Origin of the sequence: Corynebacterium yudongzhengii, assembly GCF_003065405.1 — a bacterium.
In the GTDB taxonomy this organism is placed as follows: domain Bacteria; phylum Actinomycetota; class Actinomycetes; order Mycobacteriales; family Mycobacteriaceae; genus Corynebacterium; species Corynebacterium yudongzhengii.
The window spans coordinates 650,706-664,360 of record NZ_CP026947.1; the positions used below are offsets into that span (position 1 = coordinate 650,706).

General features: G+C 64.8%; 8 protein-coding genes and 1 pseudogene. 6 read left to right on the forward strand and 3 right to left on the reverse strand.

The features are described from left to right. Positions 1–504 precede the first annotated feature (504 nt). Both C3B44_RS03040 and C3B44_RS03045 read left to right on the forward strand, forming a co-directional pair. Positions 505–1,077 (forward strand): annotated as a pseudogene (locus C3B44_RS03040) (DUF6308 family protein); the annotation flags it as partial. 340 nt (positions 1,078–1,417) lie between these two features. After that, positions 1,418–2,671, forward strand: a complete 1,254-nt coding sequence (locus C3B44_RS03045; RefSeq protein WP_108430618.1) for an IS256 family transposase — start codon at positions 1,418–1,420, stop codon at positions 2,669–2,671. A 973-nt stretch (positions 2,672–3,644) separates the two neighbouring features. Here the strand turns inward: C3B44_RS03045 and malQ are convergent. Continuing rightward, positions 3,645–5,783: a 4-alpha-glucanotransferase gene (malQ, locus tag C3B44_RS03050; protein WP_108431073.1), complete on the reverse strand. Its 2,139-nt coding sequence runs from the start codon at positions 5,781–5,783 to the stop codon at positions 3,645–3,647. Between the two features lie 192 nt (positions 5,784–5,975). Between malQ and C3B44_RS03055 the strand changes: the two genes are divergently transcribed. Beyond that, entirely contained in the window at positions 5,976–7,835 is a 1,860-nt protein-coding gene (locus C3B44_RS03055; protein WP_235840426.1) for an AMP-dependent synthetase/ligase, read from the forward strand. A 130-nt stretch (positions 7,836–7,965) separates the two neighbouring features. Next, positions 7,966–8,649 carry a hypothetical protein gene (locus C3B44_RS03060; RefSeq protein WP_108431075.1) on the forward strand — a complete coding sequence of 228 codons (684 nt, stop codon included), beginning with the start codon at positions 7,966–7,968 and terminating at the stop codon, positions 8,647–8,649. An 18-nt stretch (positions 8,650–8,667) separates the two neighbouring features. Here C3B44_RS03060 and C3B44_RS03065 read toward each other — a convergent pair whose 3' ends face one another. Together C3B44_RS03065 and C3B44_RS03070 are read right to left on the reverse strand one after the other, a co-directional pair. After that, on the reverse strand, positions 8,668–9,708 hold the full coding sequence (locus C3B44_RS03065; RefSeq protein WP_108431076.1) for a CNNM domain-containing protein: 1,041 nt from the start codon (positions 9,706–9,708) through the stop codon (positions 8,668–8,670). Beyond that, complete coding sequence (locus C3B44_RS03070; protein ID WP_108431077.1) at positions 9,709–11,181, reverse strand: hemolysin family protein; 1,473 nt, start codon at positions 11,179–11,181, stop codon at positions 9,709–9,711. It lies immediately after the preceding gene. 161 nt (positions 11,182–11,342) lie between these two features. Between C3B44_RS03070 and hemW the strand changes: the two genes are divergently transcribed. Together hemW and C3B44_RS03080 are read left to right on the forward strand one after the other, a co-directional pair. Then, positions 11,343–12,470, forward strand: coding sequence for a radical SAM family heme chaperone HemW (gene hemW, locus C3B44_RS03075; protein ID WP_108431078.1), 1,128 nt, complete (start codon positions 11,343–11,345; stop codon positions 12,468–12,470). Between the two features lie 12 nt (positions 12,471–12,482). Next, positions 12,483–13,436 carry a DUF559 domain-containing protein gene (locus C3B44_RS03080; protein ID WP_108431079.1) on the forward strand — a complete coding sequence of 318 codons (954 nt, stop codon included), beginning with the start codon at positions 12,483–12,485 and terminating at the stop codon, positions 13,434–13,436. Positions 13,437–13,655: the final 219 nt, after the last annotated feature.

Here is a 13,655-nt window from a genome sequence, read left to right on the forward strand (position 1 = left end):
ATGAGTGCGGAGCCGCTGCTGCGCTCCTCTGAACGCACCGCGGTGGCGACGAACCAGATGCTGGCCAGGCAGGCAATGATGCCTAGTCCGATTGCCAGGGTGAGCCAGCCTCGCAGGGGGGGAGGGACGTGGCGGCGAGGAACGGGGATACGATGTAGGCGCCCAGGCACGCAAGATGAATGAGCACGAGTCTGATTCCGCTGCGGTCCAAGGCGTTCCTGGTGATACGCTACATCGGCTGACGTGCTCATTGTGGCAGCCTAAGCGCGTGCGCGACCCGCGGAGGATCCGTGACCGGTCTTCGGCTCAAGCAAGAGGGAATCGGATGCATCCCCGAAAGGAGTCGATGTGGACAATAGTGTTCGGTTCAGGTTGCCCGTGTGTCTGATTAATGCTGTGGGAGCTGAATCGGAGACAGCTGAAACCTTACTCCGGCGCTACTACAGTTCTCGGCTAGAAGGCGATGCTGGTGATCCGAACTCGACGGGATGATTCTCCGGCGCATACTACGATGAGTGGACGCAAAGCCCCCATCCCGCACAACCCGAGGAGTTCACCGCAGAGGACATTCTCGCGGCTTCGTACCTGAGCGCGCCGATCAAAGGGCGGGCCGCGGCGGTGATTTTGTATCGGCGGCGAGAAGAGTTTAATTACTTCCTGGCGAAGGCGGTGCAGGCGTGCAGCGGGTACGCGTCGCTCAGCCAGGTGCCGTTGGAGAAAACCTCCTACACCGGAAGAATCAAATTACTACCAGACACTGCCTGGGCTCCGTTTGTGCTGGAAAAGAGGCTGCGCGAGGTAGATGGCATTGGCGCGGTGAGGGCGTCGAAGCTGATTGCTCGGAAATTGCCGCATATTTACCCGATTTACGACGAGCGAGTTACGGCGCTAACTGGCGCAGGTGAACAGTACCTGCGCCCGCTTCACATCGCGCTGGTGGAAGATCCTGGCATCGAGCAGACGCTGAAAGCTCTGCGTGAGGCTGTGGGTCTGCGCGAGAGCATTTCCGCACTCCGGGTCTTTGATGTTCTCGCGTGGATGGAACAGACCGATCTGCTGCGCGGGTCTGAGAGATAGAAGCTTGCCACTTCGAAGGCGGGCCCGAACCCCGGAAAGTGGACACGGGGATTTAATCAAGATGCGATAGTAAGTGTCGCTGATTCGGCGGCTTCAAAGGCGTTCGGCGAGCGGTAGCCACTACCTCTAGGTAACTTGGGTCATATGCACTCACGATCACGTTTCACACCAAAACCATTGCTCACAGTGGCTGCTCTCCTCGCAGCAGTAGTGCCCCATAGAGTGGTGTAACTCGGTGGCCGAGATCGTCTGCAGATTCGTGTTGTGCACGGATGTAGAGCGGCCACCGTGTGATCCTTCGAGTCAACCGTCTAAAGAATCCTCGAATGGAGTCATCACGATGACCGCACCTCATATTGTCGACCCTGCCGGCCTTCTTGGCCAAGCCCTCGCCGAGGCGTCGCCGGATCTGATGCGCGAGCTGCTGCAGACCATGATCAACGCCTTGCTGTCCGCCGATGCCGACGCCGTCTGCGGGGCGGAGTGGAACGCCCGCTCTGCCGAGCGCACCAACTACCGAAACGGCTACCGCCACCGCCCGCTCGATACGCGGGTTGGCACCGTCGACGTGGCGGTGCCCAAGCTGCGGTCGGGGTCCTACTTTCCCGAGTGGCTGCTCGAGCGCCGCAAGCGTGCTGAGTCCGCGCTGATCACCGTCGTGGCGGATTGCTATCTGGCCGGAGTGTCCACCCGCCGCATGGACAAGCTGGTCAAGACCCTGGGCATTGACTCACTGTCGAAGTCGCAGGTCTCCCGCATGGCCGCCGACCTGGATGAGCAGGTCGCCGCGTTCCGGCACCGGCGCCTGGATGAGGCAGGGCCGTTGACTTTCGTCACCGCCGATGCGTTGACGATCAAGGTTCGGGAAAACAAGCAGGTCGTCAAGGCCTCGGTGCTGCTGGCCACCGGGGTCAACGGCGACGGGCACCGCGAGGTGCTGGGCATGCAAGTGGCGACCAGTGAGACCAAGGCCTCGTGGAACACCTTCTTCGCCGACCTGGTCGCCCGCGGCCTGGGCGGCATGCGGCTGGTGACCTCTGATGCGCACGCCGGCCTCGTGGATGCGATCTCGGCGAATCTGCCCGGAGCCGCCTGGCAGCGCTGCCGCACCCACTACGCGGCGAACCTCATGGCGGTGTGCCCGAAGTCCATGTGGCCGGCCGTGAAGGCCATGCTGCACAGCGTCTATGACCAGCCCACCGCAGACGCCGTCAACGCCCAGTTCGACCGACTATTGGACTACACCGAGCACCGGCTGCCCGAGGTCGCCGACCACCTCGGTGACGCTCGAGAGGACCTGCTCGCCTTCACCACGTTCCCCGACGACGTGTGGCGGAAGATCTGGTCCAACAACCCCACCGAGCGGCTCAACCGCGAGATCCGCCGCCGCACCGACGTTGTAGGGATCTTCTCCAACCGGGATGCCATCGTCCGCCTCATCGGCGCCGTCCTGGCCGAGCAGACCGACGAATGGGCCGAAGGACGTCGCTGCCTCGGCCTCGAAGTCCTGAGCCGATGCCGACTCGCCCTGACCACCGACACCAGCTCGCAGACGGAGGTGAACACCGACCCACTGATGCAACTACCCGCCTGAGCACCAACGAAGGATCAAAAACCAGTTACACCACTACCAGGGGCTTGACCTTCCAGGGAATTCATAGGCGCCCGAGGCGCGCTGTCAGCTGCGGCCTCTGGTTTTACGCACGTGCGTAAAACAGGACCGGCCTCCTCGCCCTTCGACCCAACAGGGGCACCGCAATGCTTCCGCAAGCAGAACAGCCCCAGAATCCCTATGCCGCGGCATAGTGTGGAGCGGGTTTCTACGCACGTGCGTAATCGGAAATCGATAAAACCCGAGTAACTCATAGGCACAGGAGACACGCTGTCGCCTGAGGCCAGCCCCAGAATCCCTATGCCGCGGCATAGCGCGGACCGGGTTTTACGCGCATGCGTAATCGGAAATGAATGAATCTCGGAGAATTCATAGGTACGCGGGGCACATTGTCACCTGCGCCGTGCGGTGAACACTGATGCCGCCGCGTTCGGGGATGCTGAGAGCCGAGGAGTCTGCGCGCCGCCGAGGCTGGGACGTGACGGCCAAAGCCGGATGGCTTTTACCAACTACCCGAAAAAGTCGATACCGTCTTGCCAGAGAAGCTCTAACAACAAACCACATCTGACAACGAATCTGGGAAAGCGCGGCGCCGCGATGAAGTAGGAACCCAAGATGTAATGCGTAAAGAATAATGCTTGGCTCGCAGGCGGTCGCGCCCCTGGGTCTCGCTATGCGGCAGCGTAGTGGATGCCTCGATTCCGCACGTGCGCAATCGGAGTTCTGCTCGCCGCAAACATGTTTTCGACCCCGAGTCACTCCGCGGCCGCATAGTTCTCTAGCGGGCATGGGGGCTGAACTATGCCATGGCATAGACCCCGCGTGCCCCGTCGGGGAACCTCTTTTCGGCCCGAAACCCCGAAAAACGTCAGCGGTTACTCAAAAACGGTGAGCCGCGCCCGTCGCTAAGCAACCGGCAAGCAACCGCCAAGCAACAAGACCAACAACAACCACCCTAAGAACGCCGCGAAGCGTCGCCGACGCGGTGGAAAAGCTCGATGTCCGGCAGGTCCTCGATGACCACTGGGGTGCCGTCGCCGGTGCACAGCGGGATGCACCAGTTGGGGTACTGCTCGGCGTTGGTGCCGGGCTGGTTCTGGACGCGGACGTCGCCGACGAGGTCGACGAGGTTGGTGACGGTGAGCGCCGAGGGCGTCGCCGCGATCCAGCGGTGCAGGCCGACAAGCAGGTCAGCGGTGGAGCCGCGCTCGTCGCGTCCGCGGCCGGCAAAGCGCTGGCCGTCGAGGGGCGTGCCGGCGAAGAAGCCGAGCTCGGAGACGGCGTCGAGGATCTCGGCCTGCCAGTCGAGGTCTTGGCGTTCTTCGGTGGCGGCGTCGGTTTCGAGAAGCCCGAGGCGTTCGCGCAGCCGGATGTGTTCGCCTTCGAGGTAGCCGGCGGTCGGGGGCAGATCATGCGTGCCGACGGACGACAATGCCAGCCGACGGTAGTCCGCCGGGCGGCGGGGTCCGTCGCCGGTGGGGGAGGACTCGAACCAGAGCACGGAGGTGCCGAGGACACCGCGGTCGGCGAGTACGTCCTGGACCCAGGGCTCGAAGGTACCGAGGTCCTCGCCGATGACGACGGCGCCGGCCCGCTCGGCCTCGAGCGCGAGCACGCCGACCATGGCGTCGTGGTGGTACTGGACGTAGGTGCCGGTACTGGGCGGCTGCATGCGGGGCATCCAGAAGAGACGGAAGAGCCCGAGGATGTGGTCGACGCGGATGCCACCAGAGTGGCGCAGCACGGTGGACATCATCTCGCGCCAAGGCTGGTAGCCGGCTTCGGCGAGGGCTTCGGGGTCGAAAGGCGGCTGCGACCAGTCCTGGCCCTGCTGGTTGTAGGGATCCGGCGGCGCCCCGACGGAAGCCTCCGGGGCCATCCACTCGCCCATGGTGGCGGCGTCCGCGCCGCCGGGGTGCACGCCGACGGCCAAGTCGGTGACGATGCCGATCGCCATGCCGGCATCCACGGCGCGCTTCTGGGCGGCGGCGAGTTGTTCGTCGCAAAGGAATTGCAGCCACATGTGGAACTCTGCGAGCTCGTCGAGATCCTCGGCGATGGCATGCCTGCCGCTGCCGGTGAGCTGTTCGTTTTCGCGGGCGGCGCACCAGAGGCCGAAGTCGCGCAGGCCGGAACCTTCGTTCTCGCAGTAGTCGCGGAAGGCGGCGCGGTGCTGTTCAGTGAGGCCGAAGTGGAACATCTCGCGCAGCACGTCGAGCTTGGCGGCGTAGATCGGGTTGCGATCGATCGCCTCGGCGGAGCGGTTCGTCTCAGCCAGCGAGGCGCCGAGCTCGGCGATTTCGGCGCGGGTGTCGGAATCGAGGTTTCCTAGCTCCTCGACGTCCTCGATGCGCAGGTAGATGGGGTTGGTGAAGCGCCGCGAGGTGGGCAGATACGGCGAGTTTTCCACCGGCGGGACGGGTTCGGCCGCGTGCAGCGGGTTGATGAGCAAAAAGTCCGCCCCGATCTCGCGGTGCAGTAACGCGGCGAGCTCGCCTAGGTCGTGGAAGTCACCGATGCCCCAGGAGGCTTCGCTGCGCACAGAGTAGAGCTGTGCCATGACGCCGAAGCGGCGGTCCTCGAGGTAGGTGTCGGTGGAATCGAGGCGCTGCGGGGTGATGATCAGCGCCGTCTCCGCCGTGCACCCCTCGGATTCCAGGTGCAGGCGGTGATAGCCCCGCGGCAGGTCAGGTGGGGTGTGGAAGCTGGCCTCGCCCCAGTCGATGCCGTCGTGGTGGAACGGGGGATTCCAGTTTTCGTCCTGGTAGACCTCGCGGGTGCCGCCGTCTTCGAGTTCGATCCAGACGTTGGCGGGCGCGCCGTCGTGCACATGGACGATGAAAGCGGCCTCGGTGTTTTCGACGGCCACGACCGACTGGGGCAGCGGGCGAGTGGCCCGCTGGATGCGCCGCTCGTTCAAGGCGGCGGTGAGTTCGTGGTCGGTGGGGTCGTCGGAAAGCGCGGCGCCCATGGCCTTCAGCAGGGTGACCAGGGTGCGGTCCGAGGCGGTGATGCGCTCGCCGGCGCTGGATGTATAGGACGTGGCGATCCCGTAGTCCGCGGCGAGTTCTTTGAGGGTCTCCTGGTTAGTCACAATCCACAATCGTGCCAAATGTGCGTGGTTTGTGCCGTGCGTATCGCCCCCGTCAGGTGGGGGAGACGTATAGAATCGTGAGAAATCCGTCATATTTTAATCCAGTTTTGATCCGAACACCGCGCCTTTTCACAGCGTGCAGAAAGGATGAGCCCACCCGTGACTGAAGCTCAGCAGGCCAGCGGCACGACGGTGCCGATTACCGTCGAGGACTACCAGGGCGCGCCCGCCTACTTCGCGCCCGCCCGCTTTGAACTTGCCGAAGATGAGAACTGCCTGTCCGCGATTCGGGCGTTGGCGAAGGCGAGCCCGCATCTGGTGCTCTTCAACCGCCCGGCGAACTACGAGTGGATCAACGTCACCGCGCGTGAGTTCGTCGAGGAGGTCGACGAGGTCGCGCGCGGGCTCGTCGCCCAGGGCGTCAAGCCGGGCGATCGCGTGATCCTCATCTCGGGCACGCGCTACGAGTGGACGCTGATGGACTTCGCCATCTGGGCGGCCGGCGGCGTGGTGGTGCCGATCTACCCGTCGTCGTCAGCCTCCCAGGTCCAGTGGATCGTCGAGGATTCCGGCGCGGTGCTCGCCGTCACCGAGACCCGTGAGCACACCGACCTCCTCGAGCACTTGGTGCTGCAATCCGACGGCACCCCGCAGCTGTCGGGCTCGCCCTCGCAGCTGCGCCGCGTGTTTGAGATCAACTCCGCGGGCGTCGACACCTTGCGCTTCGAGGGCCGCGGCGTCGAGGAAGAGGAGATCACCCGCCGGGGCGAGAACCTGCGCCAGGACGACATCGCGTCGATCAACTACACCTCGGGGACCACGGGCAAGCCGAAGGGCTGCATGCTCACGCATTACAACTGGATCTTCGAGGTCCGCGCGATCCTCAACGACGGCATCGGCGCCCTCGGCCGCCCCGGCACCCGCATCGTGACCTACCTGCCGCTGGCGCACGTGCTCTCGCGCGCGGTCTCGCTGGCGGTCGCGATCGCGGGCTGCACCCAGGCGCATTGGTCGGACACGTCGACTCTGACCACCGCCCTGGAGCGTTTCCGCCCGCAGCTGGTGCTGGGCGTGCCGCGCGTCTACGAGAAGGTCCGCGCCGGCGCCTACCGCAAGGCCGCTGACGGCGGCCCGATCAAGGAGGCCCTGTTCAAGCGCGCCGAGGCCACCGCGATCGAGTACTCCAAGGCCTTGGATAACCCGGATGGCCCGTCGAAGCTGCTGCAGGCCCGCCACCGGGTTTACGACAGGCTGGTCTACAAGAAGCTGCGCGCCGTTTTCGGCGGCCAGGTCGAGGTCGCCATCACCGGCGGCTCGGCGATGAGCTCCGAGGTCAGCCACTTCTTCCGCGGCCTCGGCGTGCCCGTCTACGAGGGTTACGGCCTCACCGAGACCACGGCGGCGTGCGCGATCGGCTTCGAGCACCAGGTGGTTGGCAGCGTCGGCCAGCCGATGAACGGCTTCGGCGCCCGCATCAACGACGCCGGCGAGATCTGCATCACCGGAGGCGGCGTCTTCACGGGGTACTGGAACAACGAGAAGGCGACGTCCGAGGAGCTTATCGACGGCTGGTTCACCACCGGCGACCTCGGAGAAATCTCGGAAACCGGTCACATCAAGATCACGGGCCGGAAGAAGGACTTGATCGTCACCGCCGGTGGCAAGAACATCTCCCCGGGCCCGATGGAGGAGATCATCCGCGAGCACCCGCTCGTCTCCCAGGCGCTCATGGTCGGCGACGGCAAGCCCTTCCCGGCCGTTTTGGTCACGCTCGACGAGGAGCAGCTGACCCGCTGGAAGCTGGATCGCAACATTCCGGCGTCGCGTTCGATCGCGGAGCTGGCCACCGACCGTGCCCTGCAGGGTGAGATCCAGGATGCGATCAACCTGGCGAACTCGACGGTCTCGCGCGCGGAGCAGATCAAGAAGTTCCGGATCTTGGACCGCGACCTCACCGAGGAGGACAACGAGCTGACCCCGACCATGAAGGTCAAGCGCAATGTTGTCTTCGAGCGTTTCGCTGAGGATATCGACAAGATTTACACCCGCTAATGCAGCCGGCGGGCCGGTTGTCGGCGCGTCGAGCAGACTCTGGGAAAACTCTGCCATAGAGTTGCGAATCGTTGGGACGCAAACCCTTGAGTGCCACTTGAGGGTTGCTCTTGGGAGAAAGGAGCTTGAGGTGCACAAACTGGCCGCTGAGCTGCGTCACCGCGAGCTCACCCAGGAGATCTACAACATCGGTGACGAAGTCGCCGAGTATATCGAGCACCTGCAAGAGGCGATCCGTGACTACGACGGAGAGCTCACCACCGACTGCCTCGCCGAGTTCGAGGAAATCATCTCGGACGCCCGCGTCGATGCCCGCCGCATCATCGGCGAGCTCATCGGCCTGCGCCAGGCGCTGACCTCCGGGGTGCGCGCCGGCATCCTCTCGGCCGCGGCGCCGGAGGATCTGCGCCTGCCGGAGCCCGAGCTTCTCGACGGCCCCGGCCTCAACGAACTCCACCCCACCGAGGGGGCGCCGATCTCGATGACGGACATGGCCGCCGCCTTAAACGACCGCACCGAGTTGGTCACCGAGCACCTAGGCGAGCTGGTCGAGTTCGTCCTAGAACAGACCGACAAGGTCGCCCGCGATTTAGGCGCCGTCTCCCTGCCGCACCTGTATGCCCGTACCGGCGTGCTCGTCGGCGCCGCCGCCCAAGGCTGGCTGGAGTCGGTCGCCTTCGCCCACCCGGCGTTCACCCGCTCCATGCGCGGGAACAACCCGCCGCAGTTTCTCGCGGAGCGGGCGCGTATCGACGCCGTCGTCGCCCGCGTCGCCGCCAAGAAGGCGGCGCGCAACCGCAACTTCGCCTCCTAGGCGCTTCGGGCTTCTGCGCTAGTTCTTCGCCTTATCGAGGCGATCCTCGATCTCCGGCCACAGCTGGTTCATAATGTCATCCCAGGTGATGGTGCCGAGCGGGGTGTCGTCGTCATGCAACACCACGACCAGCTGCTCCTGGGTTTCGCGCATGATGTCGAGCACGTCCTGAATCGACGTCGAGGCGTACGTGCGCTGCGGTGAGTGGGCGTAGGTGGAGGCGGGCTCGTCGGGATCTGCCATCGTGGTATCGCGGATCGCGACGATGTTGGGGATCGGCGAGTTCGGGTCGGTGAGCAGGATGCGCAGCTGCGAGTCCTGGCGGGCGGCTTCCTGGACGTCGGCGACGGTGGCGTCGGCGTCGAGAAGCCTTGCCGGGGAGCCGTACTCCGCCACCGCGTGGCCGATGTTCTCCGATTCCAGGGCGATCACGCCCTCGAGGTTTTCCGCCGAATCCTTATCGAGCGTGCCGCTTTCCGCCGAGTGCAGCACCAGGTGGTGGAGCATCTCGGTGTCGTAGCCCTTCGCCGCGGCCCGGTCGACCGGGGTTTCGCCGGCCTTTTGCACGAGCTTGTTCGCCACGTGGTTGATCCAGAGCAGGAGGGGGCGGAAGGCCGTCGCCAGCCCGCGCGCCGGCAGCGCGATGAGCTGCAGCGCCTTTTCTGGGTGCGCGATCGCCCAGGACTTCGGCGCCATCTCTCCGACCACCAGGTGCAAAAAGGTAACGACGAACAGCGACAGGATGAACGAGATCGTGTAGGAGAGACCGTCGCCCAGGCCGGTGGCGATAAGAAGCGGCTGCAAGAGCTCGTGCACCCACGGCTTCGTGATCGCACCGAGCGCGAACGTCGCCGCCGTAATGCCCAGCTGGGCGGCGGCCAGCATGACCGTCAGCTCGTTGAGGCTGCGCAGGCCCGCGCGGGCGGTGCGCGAGGTCTCCGCCTCCTCCTCGAGGCGGTGGCGGCGTGCCGAGAGCATCGAGAACTCGATCACCACGAAGAACGCGGAGGCGACGATGATGAGAATCGTCAGGGGCAAAGCTACATACCACTGGGTCATTTAGTTCTCCTCCCCATTCTCAGCGTCCTTGCGCAGGCGCTTGTTTTCGCGGATACGGGTATGGGAGGTCGACCCGCCTTCCTCGGTGTGCTCGTGGGTGATCTCGTGGTGATCGGCCTCTGGGTCGACGAGCTTCAGGCGGATCTCGCTGGGCACGTTGCGCTCGACCTCCAGGACCTCGGCGCGCAAGGAACGCTCCGGGAGGTCGTCGGCGTCCTCGATGTAGTCATCGGGCAGCGCCTCGAGGTCGACGACGACGGTCTCGCCGGCTTCGATGAGCCCGCCGTGCTTGGAGAGCAGCAGGCCGGAAAGCGTTTCGTAGTCGCCCTCGGGCAGCTCGTAGCCGACGGCGCGGATGACTTCGTCGACCGGCGTATCGCCGTCGGCGATCCAGATGTCCTCGCCGCGCGCTTCGATCTCCTCGGTGTCGGTCTCCTCATGCTCGTCGGAGATGTCGCCGAGCACCTCCTCGCCCAAGTCCTCGAGGGTGATCACGCCGACGAACCCGCCGTACTCATCGATCACGCAGGCGATCTTGTCGTCCTCGGCGCGGATGGCGGCGACTGCGTCGGGCAGCGCCATGAGCTCGTGGACGATCACCGGATCGCGCATGACCTGCGTGACCGGCATCTCCGGATCGAGCGAGGGATCGAGCACGTCGAGCACGTGCGCGACGCCGATGGGCTCGTGTTCGTCGTCGATGATGGGGAAGCGGGTGTGCGACTGATACATCTCCGCCCGCGCCTCGGCGATGGTCGTCTCGGGCGTGAGCACGTCCACGCGCGAGCGGGGGATCATGGCGTGATCGACGTCCTGCTCCGGGAACTCGAGCATGCGGTCGAGCACGAGGTAGGTGCGGTCGTCGAGTTCGCCGGATTCGCGTGAGCTGTCGAGCACGTGCTCCAAATCTTCGCGCGAGGCGGTGGAGTCCACGTCGTCGACCGGCTCGATGTGCAGCAGGCGCAACAGGGAGTTCGACGACCAGTCGAAGAAGCGAATCAGCCAGCCGAACAGCGTAAGGTACACGTTGGTCGGCCGGGCGAGGGCGAGCGCGGATTTCATCGGCGCGGCGATGGTGTAGTTCTTCGGGAAGAGCTCACCGAAGATCATCTGCACCACCGTGGTGATCATCAGCGCGACCACCGTGCCGATGCCGATCGCCACGCCCACCGGCACCCCGAAATCGCCGAAGATGTCGCCGATGGCGTTACCGATCAAAGGCTCGGCCACGAAGCCGGCGAGCAGGCCGGTGACGGTGATGCCGAGCTGCGCGCCCGAGAGCATGAACGACGTGCGCTGCGTGACCTGCAGCGCCGACTGCGCGCGGCCGTCGCCTTTCGACGCCAACGTCCGCAGCTCCTGACGATCCACCGACATGTAGGCGAACTCCTGCGCGACATGGAAGCCATTCCACGCGATGATCAGCAGAATGACCACGATGCCGAGTACCAGCAGACCCAGCGCGCTCAGCATGATGTTTCCCCCTTCCACCGGATGACGGCAAGGGGGTAACAACTATCAGGGTCGGGCACGGACGTTCCTTCCACTCGGGGCGGGGTCAGCTTTCGCTCAGCAAGAGCAGATAGCAATACGCTACACGGTCAGCATGAACAACCGCTGGATAACCTAGGGTCATGTTCGGTCTCTATCTCCATGTCCCGTTTTGTGCCTCGCGCTGCGGGTACTGCGACTTCAACACCTACACCCCCGGCGAGCTCGGCACCTCCGCCAGCCAGGCGTCCTACTTCGAGGCGCTGCGCAAAGAACTGGAGATGGCCGCCAGCCAGGTCAATCGCCCCGCGCAGACGGTGTTTTTCGGAGGCGGCACCCCGTCGTTACTCGGTGCCGAGGCACTCGCCGGCATCCTGGACGTCGTCCGCGGGACCATCGGGCTGAGCGATAATGCCGAGATCACCACCGAATCCAACCCGGAATCCACCTCGCCGGAGTTTTTCGCCACGCTTCTCGACGCCGGTTTCAACCGCATCTCCCTCGGCATGCAATCCGCCTCCCCGCAGGTGCTGAAGGTCCTCGAACGCCGCCACACCCCGGGGCGCGCCGTCGCCGCCGCCCGCGAGGCCCGCGCCGCCGGTTTCACCCACGTCAACCTCGACATGATCTACGGCACCCCCACCGAAACCGACGACGATGTCCGCCGCACCCTCGACGCCATCCTCGACACCGGCGTCGACCACGTCTCCGCCTACTCGCTCATCGTCGAAGACGGCACCGCCATGGCCCGCAAAGTCCGCCGCGGAGAGCTGCCCGCCCCAGACGAGGACACCTACGCCGACCGCTACGCGCTCATCGATAAAGCCCTCACCGACGCCGGCTTCCGCTGGTACGAGGTCTCCAACTGGGCCCATGACGGCGGCGAGTGCGAGCACAACCTCATCTACTGGCGCGGCGGCCACTGGTGGGGCGCAGGCCCGGGCGCCCACTCCAGCGTCGACGGCCGCCGCTTCTACAACGTCAAACACCCCGCCCGCTACCACGCGCTTCTCGACGAAGGCCACCTCCCCATCGCCGACTCCGAGGACTTGACCGACGCCGATCTCCACACCGAGGCCCTCATGCTCGGACTCCGCCTCCGCGAGGGCGTGCCCCTGTCGTGGATTGGGGAGGGGGCGCGGGAGGTCGTCGATAAGCACGTGCGCGCCGGGCTCATGCGGGTAACCGACGGGCGACTGGCGGTCACCGAAGCCGGTCGGCTGCTTGCCGACGGACTCATCGCCGACCTGCTTGTCGCCGAAGAACGCTAACCTTGCGGAGGTATGGGGGAACTATTAACGACGGGGGACCTGCTCGCCGACGGGTACACACACCACACCATCAAGCGGGCGATCGAACGTGGGCTTTTGCACTGGGTGATGCGCGGGGTCTACACGACACAGCCGGCGGAGCGCCTCGACCCACTCGCAGCGCTGGCGCTACGCCATCCGCGGATCGTCTTTTCCGGGCGCACCGCCTGCGAGCTTTTCATCGGGCGACGCGAGATCCGCACACCATATTCCGCCCGCATCGACCGGTGTTTCGGCCGCGGTTTCGAGATCCCCGGTGTCGTGGTGGTCAAGCCGGGGCGGCGCCTCGCGAGGGAGCATGTCAACGGCCTGCCCGTCACCTCGGCGCTGCGCGCGGCCGTCGACGCCCACCAGGATTACCCCTGGCTGGCTCTCGACGTGCTCGAACAGAAATACGCCGGGCCCGAGGGGGCACAAAAACTTGCCGACGACCTCGCCACCTACCCCCGCGTCCCCGCCACATTCCGGGAACTCGTAGAAGGCGCCGCCGTCGGTGGCGACAGCAACACCGAACGCCGCCTCTTCCGCAGCCTGCGCAGCGCCGGACTGCAGGTAGAACAAAACGCCAAGATCGGGCCCTACCGCTTCGACGGACTCATCCGCCGCGCCCGCCTCATCATCGAGGTCGACTCCTTCGATTACCACGGGGTCGACATCGAGACCCGCCACTCGGTACTCGGGCGGGAAGAAGTCATCAAGAACTTCACGAAAGACCGGTGGAAACAAAACCTCGCCGTCCGCTCCGGCTACAAGGTGCTCCGCTACACCGTGAACTGCGTCGACGACCAGCACGAAGAGGTCGTCACCCAGATACTCGCGGAAGTGCACGGCGAAGTCATCGCCGAATACGAACGCACCGGGGTCTGGATCTGGCACGAGGTCTACACCGACGAAAGATTCTGGCGCGAGCGGGGAGGGAGGCCGTGAGCTGGTTTTGAGTTTCTGTTTCGGTCTTGGATCCGGTGGATCGTCGGTAGTTGCTTGAATTTTGGGCCCGTTTCGGCCTTGATTGCCTGGGATTTTTAAGTAACTACCGACGTTAAGGTCCGTTTCGGCCTTGAATTTGCCGGATCGTCGGTCGTTACTCGAATCTTGGGTCGGTTTCGGTCGGTTTTACCCGGGAAATTTAAGTAACTACCGACGTTA